General features: G+C 59.3%; 23 protein-coding genes and 1 pseudogene. 18 read left to right on the top strand and 6 right to left on the bottom strand.

Annotated features, from left to right (window positions below):
- The first annotated feature begins 146 nt into the window (after positions 1 to 146).
- From NE852_RS03420 to NE852_RS03385, 8 genes and pseudogenes are all read left to right on the top strand, one after another.
- Positions 147 to 539: a hypothetical protein gene (locus NE852_RS03420; protein ID WP_008524125.1), complete on the top strand. Its 393-nt coding sequence runs from the start codon at positions 147 to 149 to the stop codon at positions 537 to 539.
- A 91-nt stretch (positions 540 to 630) separates the two neighbouring features.
- Positions 631 to 858 (top strand): hypothetical protein, encoded by a 228-nt coding sequence (locus NE852_RS03415; protein WP_258156196.1) that lies wholly within the window; start codon positions 631 to 633, stop codon positions 856 to 858.
- Positions 855 to 2,318 carry a TolC family protein gene (locus NE852_RS03410; RefSeq protein WP_258156195.1) on the top strand — a complete coding sequence of 488 codons (1,464 nt, stop codon included), beginning with the start codon at positions 855 to 857 and terminating at the stop codon, positions 2,316 to 2,318. The genes NE852_RS03415 and NE852_RS03410 overlap by 4 nt, the downstream gene beginning before the upstream one ends.
- Before the next feature lie 14 nt (positions 2,319 to 2,332).
- Positions 2,333 to 3,679, top strand: a complete 1,347-nt coding sequence (locus NE852_RS03405) for a multicopper oxidase family protein (RefSeq protein WP_008524137.1) — start codon at positions 2,333 to 2,335, stop codon at positions 3,677 to 3,679.
- A 34-nt stretch (positions 3,680 to 3,713) separates the two neighbouring features.
- The gene (locus tag NE852_RS03400) at positions 3,714 to 4,193 is read left to right on the top strand and encodes a plastocyanin/azurin family copper-binding protein (protein WP_258156194.1); all 480 of its coding nucleotides are present in this window, start codon (positions 3,714 to 3,716) and stop codon (positions 4,191 to 4,193) included.
- A 23-nt stretch (positions 4,194 to 4,216) separates the two neighbouring features.
- Complete coding sequence (locus tag NE852_RS03395; RefSeq protein WP_037170836.1) at positions 4,217 to 4,504, top strand: copper-binding protein; 288 nt, start codon at positions 4,217 to 4,219, stop codon at positions 4,502 to 4,504.
- A 57-nt stretch (positions 4,505 to 4,561) separates the two neighbouring features.
- A pseudogene (locus tag NE852_RS03390) lies at positions 4,562 to 4,675 on the top strand (DUF411 domain-containing protein); the annotation flags it as partial.
- 268 nt (positions 4,676 to 4,943) lie between these two features.
- Positions 4,944 to 5,765, top strand: coding sequence for a hypothetical protein (locus NE852_RS03385; RefSeq protein WP_008524140.1), 822 nt, complete (start codon positions 4,944 to 4,946; stop codon positions 5,763 to 5,765).
- A 95-nt stretch (positions 5,766 to 5,860) separates the two neighbouring features.
- Here the strand turns inward: NE852_RS03385 and NE852_RS03380 are convergent, their stop codons facing one another.
- From NE852_RS03380 to NE852_RS03370, 3 genes are all read right to left on the bottom strand, one after another.
- Positions 5,861 to 6,103 carry a hypothetical protein gene (locus NE852_RS03380; protein ID WP_008524141.1) on the bottom strand — a complete coding sequence of 81 codons (243 nt, stop codon included), beginning with the start codon at positions 6,101 to 6,103 and terminating at the stop codon, positions 5,861 to 5,863.
- Between the two features lie 557 nt (positions 6,104 to 6,660).
- Positions 6,661 to 7,890 carry a site-specific integrase gene (locus NE852_RS03375; protein ID WP_008524142.1) on the bottom strand — a complete coding sequence of 410 codons (1,230 nt, stop codon included), beginning with the start codon at positions 7,888 to 7,890 and terminating at the stop codon, positions 6,661 to 6,663.
- Between the two features lie 74 nt (positions 7,891 to 7,964).
- Complete coding sequence (locus NE852_RS03370; RefSeq protein ID WP_008524143.1) at positions 7,965 to 8,408, bottom strand: Arc family DNA-binding protein; 444 nt, start codon at positions 8,406 to 8,408, stop codon at positions 7,965 to 7,967.
- A 129-nt stretch (positions 8,409 to 8,537) separates the two neighbouring features.
- On the opposite strand from NE852_RS03370, the gene NE852_RS03365 reads away from it, so the two are divergent.
- From NE852_RS03365 to NE852_RS03340, 6 genes are all read left to right on the top strand, one after another.
- Positions 8,538 to 8,726 carry a hypothetical protein gene (locus tag NE852_RS03365; RefSeq protein WP_008524144.1) on the top strand — a complete coding sequence of 63 codons (189 nt, stop codon included), beginning with the start codon at positions 8,538 to 8,540 and terminating at the stop codon, positions 8,724 to 8,726.
- Positions 8,727 to 8,812: 86 nt separating this feature from the next.
- Positions 8,813 to 9,133: a hypothetical protein gene (locus tag NE852_RS03360; protein ID WP_052034547.1), complete on the top strand. Its 321-nt coding sequence runs from the start codon at positions 8,813 to 8,815 to the stop codon at positions 9,131 to 9,133.
- Positions 9,130 to 9,426 carry a hypothetical protein gene (locus NE852_RS03355; RefSeq protein ID WP_008524146.1) on the top strand — a complete coding sequence of 99 codons (297 nt, stop codon included), beginning with the start codon at positions 9,130 to 9,132 and terminating at the stop codon, positions 9,424 to 9,426. Before NE852_RS03360 ends, NE852_RS03355 begins: the two co-directional genes overlap by 4 nt.
- A complete protein-coding gene (locus NE852_RS03350) occupies positions 9,417 to 9,611 on the top strand; it encodes a hypothetical protein (protein ID WP_008524147.1) in 195 nt (64 codons plus the stop codon). Before NE852_RS03355 ends, NE852_RS03350 begins: the two co-directional genes overlap by 10 nt.
- A 38-nt stretch (positions 9,612 to 9,649) precedes the next feature.
- On the top strand, positions 9,650 to 10,066 hold the full coding sequence (locus NE852_RS03345) for a MarR family transcriptional regulator (RefSeq protein WP_245270540.1): 417 nt from the start codon (positions 9,650 to 9,652) through the stop codon (positions 10,064 to 10,066).
- Between the two features lie 89 nt (positions 10,067 to 10,155).
- The gene (locus NE852_RS03340; RefSeq protein WP_008524149.1) at positions 10,156 to 10,461 is read left to right on the top strand and encodes a DUF6074 family protein; all 306 of its coding nucleotides are present in this window, start codon (positions 10,156 to 10,158) and stop codon (positions 10,459 to 10,461) included.
- Here NE852_RS03340 and NE852_RS03335 read toward each other — a convergent pair whose 3' ends face one another.
- From NE852_RS03335 to NE852_RS03325, 3 genes are all read right to left on the bottom strand, one after another.
- Positions 10,462 to 10,656 carry a hypothetical protein gene (locus tag NE852_RS03335; RefSeq protein ID WP_008524150.1) on the bottom strand — a complete coding sequence of 65 codons (195 nt, stop codon included), beginning with the start codon at positions 10,654 to 10,656 and terminating at the stop codon, positions 10,462 to 10,464. It lies immediately after the preceding gene.
- Between the two features lie 71 nt (positions 10,657 to 10,727).
- Positions 10,728 to 10,997: a DUF6953 family protein gene (locus tag NE852_RS03330; RefSeq protein WP_008524151.1), complete on the bottom strand. Its 270-nt coding sequence runs from the start codon at positions 10,995 to 10,997 to the stop codon at positions 10,728 to 10,730.
- The gene (locus tag NE852_RS03325) at positions 10,994 to 11,170 is read right to left on the bottom strand and encodes a YodC family protein (protein ID WP_008524152.1); all 177 of its coding nucleotides are present in this window, start codon (positions 11,168 to 11,170) and stop codon (positions 10,994 to 10,996) included. The genes NE852_RS03330 and NE852_RS03325 overlap by 4 nt, the downstream gene beginning before the upstream one ends.
- 322 nt (positions 11,171 to 11,492) lie before the next feature.
- On the opposite strand from NE852_RS03325, the gene NE852_RS03320 reads away from it, so the two are divergent.
- From NE852_RS03320 to NE852_RS03305, 4 genes are read left to right on the top strand one after another with little or no spacing between them, the layout of a single operon-like run.
- Entirely contained in the window at positions 11,493 to 11,885 is a 393-nt protein-coding gene (locus tag NE852_RS03320; protein ID WP_008524153.1) for a hypothetical protein, read from the top strand.
- Entirely contained in the window at positions 11,882 to 13,369 is a 1,488-nt protein-coding gene (locus tag NE852_RS03315; RefSeq protein WP_008524154.1) for a terminase, read from the top strand. Before NE852_RS03320 ends, NE852_RS03315 begins: the two co-directional genes overlap by 4 nt.
- A complete protein-coding gene (locus NE852_RS03310; RefSeq protein ID WP_008524155.1) occupies positions 13,366 to 13,998 on the top strand; it encodes a hypothetical protein in 633 nt (210 codons plus the stop codon). Before NE852_RS03315 ends, NE852_RS03310 begins: the two co-directional genes overlap by 4 nt.
- Positions 13,991 to 14,467 carry a hypothetical protein gene (locus tag NE852_RS03305; RefSeq protein WP_008524156.1) on the top strand — a complete coding sequence of 159 codons (477 nt, stop codon included), beginning with the start codon at positions 13,991 to 13,993 and terminating at the stop codon, positions 14,465 to 14,467. Before NE852_RS03310 ends, NE852_RS03305 begins: the two co-directional genes overlap by 8 nt.
- Positions 14,468 to 14,515: the final 48 nt, after the last annotated feature.

Here is a 14,515-nt window from a genome sequence, read left to right as displayed (position 1 = left end):
GGAGATCCGGTCGACAAACGCATCTGCCGCATGGCGGCGTGAACGGGTTCGTTGCGTCATGGCCACAGAAACGACGCGAATCGCCGGCACCTGTTTCTTCCATTGAAAGCAGGTCGTTGGAACTGTACGCAGGCCGCATGGACAGAATGTACCGAATCGCACTGAGCAGCCTGTTGCTCGTCGTGCGGCTGGCGATTGTGATATCGCTGGTCGGATACAACATGTCCAGCGCCAGCGCCGCCATGCACGGCTCGGCCTTCCCTGAACTAGAGAAGACCGCCTCCGTAGCGGTCTCTGGCGCCGGCGACCATCACATGGTTGAGCCATCGGAGCACAGCCATCACCTTGACGCTTCAACCGATGACGGCGACGCCAAGCTCGTCAAGCAGGAATGCTGCAAGGATTTCTGCGGCGGGTTCGGCATCATCTGTGAAAGCCCCGACGTCGGCGGGCCCATCGTAACCTCGATCCGACAGTTCGTGGACGACCGAACGGCCTTTGGCGAGCTGCCGCCGCTCCACCGCCCTCCGAATATCTGAATAGAGACGCACCCGCTCGATCGGGTCCAGTCGGTCGCCGCCTGCATCCAGGTGGACGCCCCTAGGCTATCTCTTATTCGGAAAATTCATAATGAAACCCTCGCTTTTCGTGGTGGGGCTGCCGCTCGTCATCGGCGGCTGCGCATCCACGCTTCCTCCCGACGTGGTGGCATCTTCCGCCGCGGTCGAACAGCCGACGCCGCGCCCGGTCATCTACCGCTCGCCCGTGTCGGGCTATGTCGCAAGGCAGCCCGTCGATCCCAAGCCGTGGCGTAGACAAAACGATCTGCAGTCTCCCGCAAAAGGAGACGCCTCATGATCAGCCTTAGAAAATTTACCGTCGTTCTGGCGTTCCCGCTGGCGCTGAGCGGCTGTGTCACCGGCGCCGAATATTCCAGCAAGCAAGCAGGCTTCGCTTCCGTTGCCGACAAGACCGCCATCGCGACCGCGAAGCAGACGGTCTGGATCCAGAACCAAAACCAGGCACGGTCGGCTGCCGCTGAGGTCAAAGGCCTGCTCGCACGAAAGAAGGTCCTCGACGCCGAGACGGCCGTCCAGATCGCCCTGCTCAATAACAGGGGTCTCCAGGCCGCCTATGCCGATCTCGGCGACAGTGCGGCCGATGCCTGGCAGTCGACGATGCTCATCAACCCGACCGTTTCCATCGGTACGACAGGTATGGGCACGCCGGAACTGGAGGCGTTCAAGACCATCGAAGGGATGATCACGACGAACATCCTGGCGCTTGCGACGCGGAACCGGGACGTGGCGATCGCGGACACCCGTTTCCGGCAAGCGCAACTGACCGCCGCCGTGAAAACGCTTGGGGTCGCCGCCGATACGCGGCGCGCCTGGATCGGAGCGGTGGCGGCCTGGGAGAATGTCGGGCAGCTGCAGCGCGCCCAGGCGACAGCGGACGCCGCTTCCGAACTTGCGGAAAAACTTGGCGAGACCGGTGCGATGACCAAAGGCGCGCAGGCACGCGAGCATGTGTTCGTCGCCGAGCTCGCCGGAGAGACCGCAAAGGCCCGCCTGGCGGCACGTCTTGCTAAGGAGGAACTGACGCGACTGATGGGTCTCTGGGGATCCGACCTGGACTACCAGGTCCCGAACAGCCTGCCGCCACTGCCCAAGTCCGTCGTCAAACGCGATACCATCGAGGCCGAGGCTCTGAGGAACCGCTTCGACCTTCAGGTGGCGAAGCTCGAACTGGAGGCGACAGCCAAATCCTACGGGCTCACTGAAGCGATGCGCTACGTCACCGATCTCCAAATCCGGACTGGCTTCGAAACGGAACGAGAAATCGAGGACGACGAAAAGACCACCAGAACGACCGGCCAGGTCGAGCTGGAATTCGCGATCCCGATCTTCGATACCGGCAAGGCCCGGATGCGCAAGGCCGAAGTGGCATACATGCGCGCGGCGAACCAGCTGGCGGAAAAGGCCGTCAACGTCCGTTCGGAAGCACGCTCCGCATATGAAGCCTACCGCTCGAACTACGACATCGCGCGGCACTATCGCAACAATGTCGTACCGTTGCGCAGCAAGGTCGAGGAGGAATCCCTGCTGACCTATAACGGCATGATCTCGAACACCTTCGAGCTGCTCACCGACACGCGCGACAAGATCAACTCCATCCTGCTCTCCGTCAACGCCAAGCGCGATTTCTGGCTCGCCGAAGCCAATCTCGCGCCTGTGATCTACGGCGGCGGCGCGACCACCGCGTCGGCAGAGACAGAAGTCGCCGCTGCCTCCGGCAGCAGCGGCGGCGGCCATTGAGAAAGGAACCCATCATGTTCAACAGACGACAACTGTTCGGTGCGAGTGCTGCCCTGCTGGCGGCCGGCGCCTGGACGAAGACCTCGGCGATGGGTCTGCCCGACGCCCCGACAATGGAATCGGCGGACATGCAGCCGCCGCTCCACCCGACCTCCGGCCCGGATTATCAGCCGGTCGTCACCCTCAACGGCTGGACCCTGCCCCACCGGATGAACAATGGCGTCAAGGAGTTCCACCTCGTCGCCGAGCCGGTCGAACGCGAGATGGCCGACGGTATGACCGCCTATCTCTGGGGCTACAACGGCCAGTCTCCGGGTCCGACCATCGAGGCGGTCGAAGGCGACCGGGTGCGCATCTTCGTCACCAACAAGCTGCCCGAGCATACCACGATCCACTGGCACGGCATGATCCTGCCGTCGGGCATGGACGGCGTCGGCGGGCTGACGCAGCCGCATATCCCAGTCGGCAAGACCTATGTCTACGAGTTCGACCTCTTGAAATCGGGCACCTTCATGTACCACCCGCATTCCGACGAGATGGTGCAGATGGCCATGGGCATGATGGGATTCTTCGTCGTCCATCCCAAAGACCCGACGTTCATGCGCGTCGACCGCGACTTCGTCTTCCTGCTCAACGCGTACGACATCGATCCCGGCTCCTACGTGCCGAGGATCATGGAGATGACCGATTTCAACATGTGGTGCTGGAACAGCCGCGTGTTTCCGGACATCAGCCCGCTGGTCGTTTCCAGGAACGACCGCGTGCGGGTGCGGGTCGGCAACCTGACCATGACCAACCATCCGGTTCACATGCATGGCTATGACTTCGAGGTGACATGCACGGATGGCGGATGGGTGCGGCCCGAAGCACGGTGGCCGGAGGTGAGCATCGATATCCCCGTCGGTGCCATGCGCGCCTATGAGTTCGACGCCAAATATCTCGGCGACTGGGCGATCCACTGCCACAAGTCGCATCACACGATGAACGCGATGGGCCACGACATCCCGACCTTCATCGGCGCTGATAAGTCGAAGCTCGCCGAGAAGATCAGAAAGCTTCAGCCGGAATACATGCCCATGGGCACCAAGGGCATGGCCGACATGGGCGAAATGGAAATGCCCATTCCCGAGAACACCGTCCCGATGATGACCGGCTGGGGGCCGCACGGCCCGATCGAGATGGGCGGCATGTTCTCGGTCGTGAAGGTCCGCGAGGGCATCTCGGCGGACGATTACTCCGATCCCGGCTGGTACGAAAACCCGCCCGGAACGCAGGCCTGGGAGTGGACCGGCGAGTTGCCGGACGCGACCAAGGCCAACGACGCGAAGACGCAAATCACGCTGAAGCCGACGAACGGCTGAAGCTCAACATCCAACATCAAAAAAGGATCTAAGCATGAAGAATTATATATTGGCACTGGCACTCGCGGCGCTCGCAACTCCCGCCCTCGCCTCCGGCAACCACGCCGGCGGTCACGGCGAAAAAATTGCGATCGGCGAGCCCGGCGACAAAACGAAGGCAACACAGACGATCCGCGTCACGATGAAGGAGACAGACGACGGCAAGATGCTGTTCATCCCGGCCGTCTTCAACGTCCGCAAGGGCCAGACGGTCAAGATCGCGATCAAGAATGCCGGCACCGTCGACCACGAATTCGTGCTCGATCAGGAAGACAAGATCCTGGAGCACAAGAAGGTGATGGAGAAGTTCCCGGAAATGGAACATGCCGACGCCAATTCGATCCGCCTTCCGGCCGGTCAGTCCGGCGAGATCGTCTGGAAGTTCACCACCGACGGCGAGTTCAAATTCGCCTGCCTGATCCCCGGCCATTATGAAGCCGGCATGCACGGCGATGTCAGCGTCGCCGGGAAGTAACCCTCGATAAAGGAGCCATGAAGATGAAAAACGTAATAATCAAAATCGGTGTCGCCGCCTTGCTCTCCGTCAGCGCGGCCTTTGGAGCGTTTGCCCAGGAACTCACCAAGGGCGTCGTCAACAAGGTCGACGCCAAGGCGCAGAAGGTCACCATCAAGCACGAGGACTTGAAGAACCTCGACATGCCCGCGATGACGATGGTCTTCCGGGTCGAAGATCCGGCTCTGCTCGAAAAGCTGAAGGAAGGTTCGAGCATCGAGTTCGTCGCCGAACGCGTGAACGGCAAGCTGACGGTCACCGAAGTCAAGTAGCTGAACTCCTGCCGCCCGGATCCACGTCCGGGCGGCGGCGAACGAGGAGTAGAGACGATGCACTGGAGAAGCTTCATCGCAATGACGGCATCCGCGCTGGTATTCCCTGGCCAAGGGGCCTTCGCCGCGCCGGCGAAGATGACAGTCTACAAGGACCCGAACTGCGGTTGCTGAGGGCAGCGTCGGTCTCCATCGTTTCGGGCAATGGAGACCATGTCGACGACGACCAACCTGTCTGAACCGATCGAATCGAGGCTTCTCGAATCGTGCGCAAGTTTTGGATAAGATCGGGCAGTCACTTGCTTCGGCAGTGACTTTGTCCATTCGGTGTTTTTTCTTTGTCCCGCCAGCATCGCTTACACTTCGGTTTTCAATGTCGATATCTTTAAATACAGTCTCACTACAGAGTAAATTCCGCAAATACAGTGTTGAAGATCTCATGGCGGACGCCTCCTTCCCTGCAATTCTCCGCGAAGCCGCATCCGAGTTACTGGCAATACACCGCAGAGCGCCCAGAATAGTGCGTTATGTTGCTGACTTGCAGAAGTGGCTGCTCAGCCAGTCGGCGTTGGCATTACATTTTGAGCGGAAGCTCAACCCATCCCGCCCGCCGTTGACCGCTTCCAACCTCGCAAAGTTTCTGATTGAGAACCGCATTGCTAGCCATAACACTGCAGTCGCACATCTGAAGGAGATGGCGTATTACAAATTATTCGAGCCGGTGGAGACGACCGATCGACGCGCTATCCCGTTACAAGCGACTGCTTACGCTGAAACCCTAATTCGGCAATGGTTTGAAGGGCATCTTCGTTCTCTGGACCGGATGGACACGGGAGATCGGTGTCGGCGGTCGGAGGCGGACGAGACGATTTTATATCGCGCCCAGCCGCATATCGCACGTCGGCTGTTTCACGATTCTGCTTGGTATAATCCGCCCGAAAGCATTGCGCTGTTCGTGAGGTCCGAATCCGGAAGCAATATATTGCATGACCTCATGTCGCGTGTGCCCCTGGCACCGGTCTTAGGTGAGCGCACCTGGGTGGGCGATGTCTCTGCACGACTTATGGCGGCCGAATATGTAATTTCCCGCAGTCATGCCGGGAGATTGCTTGCGGCCGCGCAAAATCGAGGCCTACTGGGATGGAAGGCTACCCAAATGAGTGGAGATTGTTGGATTTCCGCGCAATTTGCCCTCGACTACAGACGCTGGCAGGCCTCGAAATTCTCCGTTATTTCAGAGGTTATGGCGAACATCCAGTAGAGTGGAAGTTTTCCAAGCGGCGCCTCCTCAGGGTCGCTGAATCAATGTTCAAAGGGCGGCCGCGCACTATTTCGCCGTCCCTTTCCTCAGACAGACTACCAGAAGTGGTCTCTCGATAGGAGTAGGACTGGAGACATTCCACGTCCCGTTGCCTTCAGGTACCGCTCATTCGGGCTGATGTCGAAGAAATCGACAGATTTCTCGACACCATCGAGATCGATCCCGGATTTAGTGACTTCGTAGGCTGGTGCGAGGCAAACTTGATCCACGTCGCAGTCGTCAGCGATGGCATTGGCCGCTTCATCCACCGTGTACTGTCCCATCATGGCCTTGGACATCTGGACATCATCGCCAACCGGCTATGCCTGGCGAATAGCGGAGATGCAGCTTCAGTTGATGATCGGCGCTAACGTGACATGGACGAGTGACGGCTCTGTGGCTTGGCTGCGGCGCTCAAAAAAAGCCCCGCCGAAACGGGGCAAGTTCTGTAACGACGGATCGCACAGGAGGAACACCCGTGCTTTCCTGCCTCTTTAACGCACGAGGGATCGGCGAGGTTCCGGTACGGTGTTGCACAGAGGATATATTCCGCTAGTCGCACCAGTCATTCCGCTGCTTCGGGCGCCATGTCCTAGCATCGAGACCCTGTACGGCCCGGCATCGAGCGGGCCGAACTGCTTTCAGGCCCCGCCAACATGTTTTTGCTGCTACCAGCGTGCCGCCATGGCAGCAAAAATACCAGGCTTCCGAGCAGGCGAAAAATCAACAAATTATGCAATGAAATCAATGTGGTGCCCAGGACCGGAATCGAACCAGTGACACGCGGATTTTCAATCCGCAGTCGTCCGTTGTTTTCTATAGCGTTTTTCCGCTCATGTCGCATCCATGTTGCAAGTCATGCCAATAGCGAACGCTCGGCTGCAGCAAGCTCGTCGGCATCGTCTCCACGCGGGAAGAGGTGCCCATAGGTGTCCATCGTCATCACGATCGAGGAGTGACCGAGGCGCTCCTGCACGACCTTCGGCGGCAAGCCCAGTCCGCCTTCCTCAGTCCGGTTGATGCACCACGAAGCGTAGAAGTGCCGAAGGCAATGCATGCCTGTGTACTTGGCCTGAACCTCGTCGCCAGTGCCAACCGTCACCCCTGCCCGGAGTTGCGTGGGGATGAGCCCGCGGTTGATGATGTTGGCCAAGGACTCGACGTTGCCCAGTCCGTTCGGGAATACGAGGTGTGTGTCTCTCGCCTCCTCGCGGATCGGGTTGTCTTCATCATCGAGGCTGCCGGTGAGCGGCCTGGGATAGGAGAGCTTCCATTCCTTCAGGGTGTTGATGACCATCGGCGGCGCCGGAATCATGCGCTCGCCGGCTTCCGACTTCGGCCGGCCGATCTCGTTGAACCGGTCAGCGCGCTGATGCACACGGATCTGGCGCTTCTCGAAATCGACGTCGCTCCAGCGCAGCCCACGCAGCTCGGAGGCTCTGAGGCCACAGAACACCGCCGTAAGCAGCAACGGCCGCCAGCGGCCTTCCATGGCCCCTACAATGGCCTTTACTTCCTGCCGGGTCGGGATATCCACGCCGATCTTGAGTTTCCCCTTCTGGCGCTTCTCCTGCTGGCGCTCCTTGCCTTTACGGCGGACGCCACGCATGTCGCGCACGACGTTGCGAGCCACCTTACCGCGCTCCTGGGCGTCAGCCAGAAGCGATCCAAGGCTAACGAGGATCTTCTTCACCATTGCCGGCGATCGATCCTCATGGCGAAGCTTGTCCTCAAATTCGCGCACAGTCGGAATGTTCAGCGCAGAGAGCTTCGTCGCGCCGATGAAGGGAACGATATGGAGCGTCAAGTGCTGCCGGTATTGGTCTAGGGTGGAGCGCTCGAGGCCGGCAGCTTCAGCGCTCTTCAGCCACAAATCGCCGGCCGCCTTGACCGTGATGCTTGCCGCCTCGGCAACGTGAGTCCCGTCGCGAACCTCTACCTTTGCCGTGGAAAGGAAGGCGTCTGCATCCTTCTTGCGATCGAATGTCTTGAGGCGGCGAGTGCCTTGCCCGTCGACGTAGTCAGCAACCCAGGCCTCTTTTTGCTCGCCGGATGCAGTGGTCCATTTGCGCTTGCGGATCGACATTGCCGTGCCTCTCACATGTCATTCGGTGTAACTCACCGGGAATATGTCGCACTATGTCGCAATAAATCCGCTTGTCAAGTCGCTCTCTGCTTCTGGCGTTCTACGGTCTCTGTGAGGTCGTTTCTCTGCGCAATGGCTACCTCGAGCAGACGCTTCGCCATGTCGACAACTTCGGCCGACGGCGCGGCATCGAGGGAAATCAGTATATTGCACAGTGCTTCAATGGTCTTCGCCTGGCCAATGCCCTCCTCTGTTGCCCGCCTAATAACTCGCCTGAAATCCTCGATTAGGTTCATTTGGGAATCGAAAACGCTCTCTAGGCGCAAGTACGCCTCATGTTCCGAGTGGAGTTGCCTCTTCAGTTCCGCGACCTGCGCGCCGTCACCGGCCTCGGAGGCCTCAAGCCTCGCAACAATTTCGGAGTTCACCGATCGCCCGTTGGCCTTGGCTGCAGCCGATATGATCTCTTTCATCTCCTCGGTTAGTCGGAGCTTTAATTGCGGGTCGGCTCGGCCCATCACGCTATCCTTTTTCTGTTAGTGGACCACGTATGCACCACCGAGGTCTTGACATCAAGTACCCACTGGCGTTAGGTGATCACCGTGGTTAACGTGTGGTGCAACCGTGGTTCTTCGAAAGGAAGCCGAATGGAAGAGAAATCTGAAAAGAAACTGGATCTAGTCTGGGGCGGCGCTGAGATTGCACAGATCATTGGACGGAGCCGTCGCCAGACATTTCACATGCTGGAGACCGGCCAATTGCCTGCCAAAAAGGTTGGTGATCGATGGGTCGCCGACCGCAGCAAGCTCATCGCATTTTTCACGGAGGCCGCATGAGCACGGCCCTTCAGAAAGCAAAAGGCCCGGCAGAGGCGGCAACCTCTCCGGACCATGGTTCAATCATTCCGACAAAGGAAAAGAAAATGAACACATGTCACGATAGCACCGGCGTGGTGTCAACGCCAGCCCTCTCACGCCGCGGGTTTCTCGGAGTTCTGACCGCGGCCGCCGTCCCATCAACTGCTGTTGTGGTGGAGGCCAAGGCATTCGACTGGAATGCCTTCTTCGACCAGGCAACCCCGGCCGAACTTGCCAGCTTCCACGCAAAGGCTCTCACCGAGGCGATGGCAAAGGCGCATCCGGATCTGTCGTGGCGCCATGTCATCGACCATAAGGTTCGCTTCGTTCTCGTCGTGGGCGACGAACGGCCGGCATCCCAAGCGGCTCGGGAGGAGTTGGCATGAGCAAGCAACTTCTGCAGTCTCGCGAACGCCTGGAGGCGAAAATAGAGGAGCTTATAGATCTCCTCGACCTCCTCGACGGCGATCCCGATCTCGAGCCCGACAATGACAATGAGCCCTCGCTTGGGGCTACTGAAAACATATCACAGTCGGACTGGTACCTGCCTATCTCGGCCGAAGCGTGCGACACCGAACTGGAAAACGAGCACTACGAGGACGGCGGCGACACTGAACCGAACGGGGATGAGCTCGATACCAACTACACAGCAGATGAAGGAGGCTACACATGGCATTAACCCCTCCCGAGCATCAGCACTCCGAGGCCGTCGTCCAGGCGGCCCAGTGGCTGGCTGAGCAGGCTCCGGCGCCGCAGCCGATCATTCCCGCCATTCGAGAGCGCTTCGGCCTCTCAGCATTGGAGGCATGCGAAGCGGCGGCACTCTCCAACAAGTTCCGCATCTATCGAAAGGCGCACGGATGAGCAGCAGGTTCAAGCGTAAGGGTAAGGCGAAGTTCGTCATGATCGACGGCTACATCATGCGCTCCGCCGCATGGGATGCCCTTACGCCCGTCGATCGAGCTGCCTACTTGTTCTTCAAGTGGAAGTTCGACGGCTTGAACAACGGCCGGCTGGCCCTCGGTTGTCGAGAGCTGGCCGCCGGCATACATGTCAGCAAGAACACGGCGAACCGCAGCCTCGACAATCTAGAGGGCAAAGGCTTCATTGCCAGAACCAAGTTGAGCGGATTCAACATCAAAAACAGGGTAGCCACAGAGTGGCGGTTAACCGAGTACCCTTGTGGTGTCACCGGCGAATTGCCGACCAAAGAATTCATGAAGTGGGCACCCGATGAAGAATCTACGGTCCCACCTGAGGGACGCACAGTCCCACCTGAGGGACAGAAGAGACCCCAAAGGAAGGTGAAATATGGCTGACAGTCCCATGTCAGATACCGTCAGGCTGATTTTCAACCTCTCACAGTCCCACCTGAGGGACACATATAGTATTACCATGGAGGCATCGAATGCGTGACATCAACCTTCCCCTCTTCGCCTGGCAGCCACCTTGTAAGATCGTAGCCTTCCCGATGACTGCTCGCGTAGGCAAGATCCGGGATGTCGCCCGAAAGCTCGCCAGCAAAACCACAGACAGGCATGCGGATCACTACGTCTCTCTCATCACAGAGGGGCTGCAGATCCAGTTGAGCAAGGTCGGCATTCCCGAGCACGACCAGGATGAGCAGATCGGCGCTTTCTGGTCGGCCGTCAATCAGGAAGTGGCAAGGCTCTCCTGTCGTGGCACCGGCAATAATCCGAGGGGAGCAGCCTGATCAATCGTTTCGGGTAGAATAAAGATGGTTGAGGCGGCGGATCGCTGCAATCGCGTCGTCCTCGCCGACAGAGAACATTCTCGCCATATCGACCCACGCCGGTTTGCCTTCGAAGTTATCCATGATGGTCCAGCGGTCATTCTTTTCTTTCCAAAGCGAATATCGCGGATCCAGCAGGCTATCTTGGATGCTCATACATTCCTCAAATATTCAAAACGGCCTCGGATCAAAACCGAGGCCTTCTTTTTCTCGCGGTAGGCAATGCGCTAAGGCTGCTGCCGGCCAGGAAGGTCGTAGTCCTCGCGCTTGCGCCAATAGCGATTGCCCCTGCTCCAGACAACATCATCGCCCGAAAGCTTGTTAAACGCAGTGAGCACCGGCTTAGCGATGCCGACATTGCCGGCTGCGTTGATCGTGACGAAGTCCTCTCCGAACTTCGAGGCGATCTCTGATGCCGCCACGTCTTGATAGAGAGCCCCGTCGGCGCTGAGACGCTCCATCATCCATGCGGCAACGTCAGCCGCGGTAGCCGTCATTTCTTCGGCTCTTCCTTCGGGGCCTCAAGCGCTTCGACAGGGTACTGAGATTTCTCTGCCTTAGCCCCGGCGAACCAAGAGCAATAAACACGGCCACGTTCTTCCTCAGAGACCACAGTCATCTTGGGCCCCCCAGATTTCAGTACGACGATGTCACCAATTTTGAATGCCATTTTCCGAATCCCTCCACGTTGAGGCGTCGACGGTATTGGGTTGTATTTCGACTGACAAGAGCAACCAAGAAAGACTCGCGGTCTCCTCACCCAATTTCCCCAGCCTACGCCGATATTTTTGCGTCGCCGGGTTTATGCTGATCGAGGTTTACTCATTTGCTTCCACAAATCGCCGTGACGCGCGGATAATTTATCCGCTTGTCGTTCTGTATCATGCTGTTATTGTTGAATAATTTTACGCGTGTCGCAACAATGTTGCGAATAGGCGTGCTGCATGATAGCTTCCGAGCGAAGTGAATGGTTCGACGGAAGACACTCAGACATGGCCGAAGGAAGCCCAGCAGTAGCCAAGGCAAAGCCGCAAGCTCAGTCGCGCATTGGCAACGGTAAGGCGCTGCTCGACGGCGTCGACGGGCGATCGGCCACAATGCGGCGCTACCGTGAGATCTTGGCGCAGCTTAAAGCCGACCTAGGCGACAGCCCTTCTGAAGCCATGATGATGCTCCTGCGCCGTGCCACGACCCTCGCGGTGTGGTGCGAGGGAGAGGAGGCAAAGCTCGCGAAGGGTGAGGATATCTCCATCGGCGAGTTCACCTCTACCGTCAACGCGCTGCGTCGGCTGCTGAGCGACATCGGCTTGCAGCGCAAGGCCAAGGACATCACACCAACGCTCAAGAGCTACCTTGCCGATACGTATAGCGGGGAAGCGGCGTGACCTCATCCAAGCTGCTTTCCATCACCATCGACAAGGCGCTGCGCGACCAGAAGCTTCTCGGCGCTGCGCTTGGTGCTTCCCCCAGTTGGGACACATGGATTGCGATCCTTCGTGCGGCCTTCGGGCTCGATCTGAGCGCAGAGGAGCTAGAGGCATTCGGAAGGGTGGCCGGGGGGCGTGACGTTCCTCACCAGCGCGTCAGAGAGCTTTGGGCCATCATCGGGCGTCGTTCCGGCAAGTCGCGCGTAGCGGCTGCTCTGGCCTCCTACATCGCGGCCTTCACCGATCATAGTTCCCGCCTGGCGCCGGGTGAGGTCGGCACGATCCTTGTGCTTGCTGCCTCCCGCATTCAGGCGGCGTCCGTGTTCAACTACATCCGGGCATTCTTCGACCAGAGCCCCATCCTCCGGAACATGGTGGAGAACGTCTCCAATGACGAGATCCGGCTGCAGGGCAACATCGCCATCTCGGTCCATACGAACAACTACAGGACCGTGCGCGGTCGCACCCTGCTTGCTGCCATCTTCGACGAGGTAGGCTTCTGGCGGGACGAGACGACGTCACTGCCTGACGTGGAGACCTATCGAGCGGTCTTGCCTGCCCTGGCCACCACGAACGGGATGCTGATCGGGATCAGTTCACCCTATGCGCAGCGTGGCTTGCTCTTCACCAAGCATCAGAGCAGCTTCGGGATCAACGATGGCGCGGTGCTGGTGGTGCAGGCCGGCACACAGGTTTTCAATCCGACGATCGACGCCACCGTGATCGAGGATGCCCGCCGTGACGATCCGGAATCGGCGATGGCGGAGTGGGATGCTCAGTTCCGCGGCGACTTGTCGACGTTCATTGATCGGGCGGTGGTAGAGCGCTGCGTCGATCCTGGCGTGAAAGAGCGCCCCTACGTCAAGACCTTCAAGTATGTGGCTTTCTGTGACCCATCGGGCGGCGTGCACGACTCCATGACGCTGTCTGTGGCTCACAGGGAGGGCGACATGCAGGTTTTGGACTGCGTGCGCGAAGTGAAGCCCCCGTTCGCGCCGGCCGATGTTGTTGGCGAGTTCGTCAAGCTGCTGGGCGTTTACCGGATCACGAGCGTGACCGGCGACAGGTATGCCGGAACCTGGGTTTCTGACGCCTTCCGGCTGCACGGCATCCGATATGTGCCTGCCGAACGGTCGCGCTCTGAAATCTACCTCGATGCCCTGCCCTCGATGATGGCGGGGACGGCCATGCTGCTCGATCTGCCACGGTTGGTCGGCCAGATCTCACAGCTCGAGCGCAGGACAACCCGCAACGGCAAGGATTCCGTCGATCACATGCGCGGCGCCTCTGACGACGTGGCGAACGCCGCGCTTGGTGCTCTGGTGCATGTGCCGTCCACGCGCAGGGCCGAACAACTCGGGCGCGGGTTTTCGAATCCAGTCGTCAATTTGGGCCATGAGAACATGAAAAACCGACGCGTCAGCAATGGAGGTCGCCGTTGACAGAAGCTTTGACCACTGACGCGGCGCCTGTGGTGCCAGACTGGGAAGGCAGACAGCGCATTGCCGCTGATCGCCTTGATGAGCTTCGCAGAGAGCGCGGCGTTGCCAAGCTGGAGGGGAAAGCCTTCGACAGCCGGCAGATCGTCGAGGCGGAAGCGGATCTGGACGCCATTGCCGCGGCACAGGTCGAGGCCGAGCGTCGTCGACGTGAAGAGCAAGAAGCGACTGCACGGGCGAGAAGGGTCGAACTGAGGGCACACATCATCGAAGTCCTTGATGCGCGCTCCAAGGCCATCACAGAGGCAGAGCTAGCCGTCTATAAGCTTGCGTCCGCCCTGGAGCAGTTGCTTGCCACCAGCAAGGACGTTTCCCGCACCATGCAGGCCCTCGGGCTCAACGCGCCGATGAGCATGGATGAGAACGGCGTCAAACTGCGTGCAAGCCTGCGGATGGCGGCCATCCTCGGTCCCGTTTGCGGCAGTTCCTTCGGCCGGATCTCCTTTCCGGTCGCGCGCGGCCCTCACCTGGCAGACGGAACGAGCCTTCTGGATAGCTGGCACGATTCCGACGCCCTGAAAATCGCCTCCGACATTTCGAAGGTCATCACTCCGGAGAACAACCATGAATGATACCGTCGCTCTTTCCAGCTCGGATTTGCGCAAGCGCCTGCGTGTCGATCCGAACGCCGTCACCATCAATTCTCAGGGGTTCAGCTTCCGGGAGATTTTCGCCCGCCTGCCTTCCGGCGTGATTGCGGACGATCTGAAGGAACCGGAGATCTGGAAGAACGTGCAGCTGAGCAACAAGGCGCTGCGGAAGTTCGACCGGGTTATCGTCGTCTCCTTCGATGAAAGCTGGCTGGCGGAAGCCTACGTCGAGAATGCCGACAGCGAAATGGCCCTGCTGGCGAAACCCCGCATCGTCAGTTTCTCCGAACGAACGGAAAAGCTGTTCTCCGATGGCACCTATTCCGTGCGCTGGACTGGCGCAGGCTATGACGTCATCCGCCTTCGCGACGAAGCGAAGATGACCGACACCTTTGCAAATTCACCATTGGCCGAAAGGGCGCTCGCGAACCTTTATCCGCGCCGCGTCTAACCGCCATGGGCCGTCCCGAAGCCTCATAGGGATGGCCCACCTCTTATC

This window comes from Rhizobium sp. Pop5, assembly GCF_024721175.1.
In the GTDB taxonomy this organism is placed as follows: Bacteria; Pseudomonadota; Alphaproteobacteria; order Rhizobiales; family Rhizobiaceae; genus Rhizobium.
This window is presented reverse-complemented; position numbering and strand designations above follow the sequence as displayed.

What these genes read in the sequence shown, in the direction of transcription:
- NE852_RS03355 (WP_008524146.1), top strand. Translation starts at nt 9,130, where the DNA reads ATGAGCAAGCAACTTCTGCAGTCTCGCGAACGCCTGGAGGCGAAAATA.
- NE852_RS03415 (WP_258156196.1), top strand. Translation starts at nt 631, where the DNA reads ATGAAACCCTCGCTTTTCGTGGTGGGGCTGCCGCTCGTCATCGGCGGC.
- NE852_RS03350 (WP_008524147.1), top strand. Translation starts at nt 9,417, where the DNA reads ATGGCATTAACCCCTCCCGAGCATCAGCACTCCGAGGCCGTCGTCCAG.
- NE852_RS03405 (WP_008524137.1), top strand. Translation starts at nt 2,333, where the DNA reads ATGTTCAACAGACGACAACTGTTCGGTGCGAGTGCTGCCCTGCTGGCG.
- NE852_RS03365 (WP_008524144.1), top strand. Translation starts at nt 8,538, where the DNA reads ATGGAAGAGAAATCTGAAAAGAAACTGGATCTAGTCTGGGGCGGCGCT.
- NE852_RS03380 (WP_008524141.1), bottom strand. Translation starts at nt 6,103, where the DNA reads ATGTCCAAGGCCATGATGGGACAGTACACGGTGGATGAAGCGGCCAAT.
- NE852_RS03360 (WP_052034547.1), top strand. Translation starts at nt 8,813, where the DNA reads ATGAACACATGTCACGATAGCACCGGCGTGGTGTCAACGCCAGCCCTC.
- NE852_RS03420 (WP_008524125.1), top strand. Translation starts at nt 147, where the DNA reads ATGTACCGAATCGCACTGAGCAGCCTGTTGCTCGTCGTGCGGCTGGCG.
- NE852_RS03400 (WP_258156194.1), top strand. Translation starts at nt 3,714, where the DNA reads ATGAAGAATTATATATTGGCACTGGCACTCGCGGCGCTCGCAACTCCC.
- NE852_RS03410 (WP_258156195.1), top strand. Translation starts at nt 855, where the DNA reads ATGATCAGCCTTAGAAAATTTACCGTCGTTCTGGCGTTCCCGCTGGCG.
- NE852_RS03325 (WP_008524152.1), bottom strand. Translation starts at nt 11,170, where the DNA reads ATGGCATTCAAAATTGGTGACATCGTCGTACTGAAATCTGGGGGGCCC.
- NE852_RS03345 (WP_245270540.1), top strand. Translation starts at nt 9,650, where the DNA reads ATGATCGACGGCTACATCATGCGCTCCGCCGCATGGGATGCCCTTACG.
- NE852_RS03320 (WP_008524153.1), top strand. Translation starts at nt 11,493, where the DNA reads ATGGCCGAAGGAAGCCCAGCAGTAGCCAAGGCAAAGCCGCAAGCTCAG.
- NE852_RS03370 (WP_008524143.1), bottom strand. Translation starts at nt 8,408, where the DNA reads ATGGGCCGAGCCGACCCGCAATTAAAGCTCCGACTAACCGAGGAGATG.
- NE852_RS03335 (WP_008524150.1), bottom strand. Translation starts at nt 10,656, where the DNA reads ATGAGCATCCAAGATAGCCTGCTGGATCCGCGATATTCGCTTTGGAAA.
- NE852_RS03385 (WP_008524140.1), top strand. Translation starts at nt 4,944, where the DNA reads ATGGCGGACGCCTCCTTCCCTGCAATTCTCCGCGAAGCCGCATCCGAG.
- NE852_RS03375 (WP_008524142.1), bottom strand. Translation starts at nt 7,890, where the DNA reads ATGTCGATCCGCAAGCGCAAATGGACCACTGCATCCGGCGAGCAAAAA.
- NE852_RS03305 (WP_008524156.1), top strand. Translation starts at nt 13,991, where the DNA reads ATGAATGATACCGTCGCTCTTTCCAGCTCGGATTTGCGCAAGCGCCTG.
- NE852_RS03330 (WP_008524151.1), bottom strand. Translation starts at nt 10,997, where the DNA reads ATGACGGCTACCGCGGCTGACGTTGCCGCATGGATGATGGAGCGTCTC.
- NE852_RS03340 (WP_008524149.1), top strand. Translation starts at nt 10,156, where the DNA reads ATGCGTGACATCAACCTTCCCCTCTTCGCCTGGCAGCCACCTTGTAAG.
- NE852_RS03395 (WP_037170836.1), top strand. Translation starts at nt 4,217, where the DNA reads ATGAAAAACGTAATAATCAAAATCGGTGTCGCCGCCTTGCTCTCCGTC.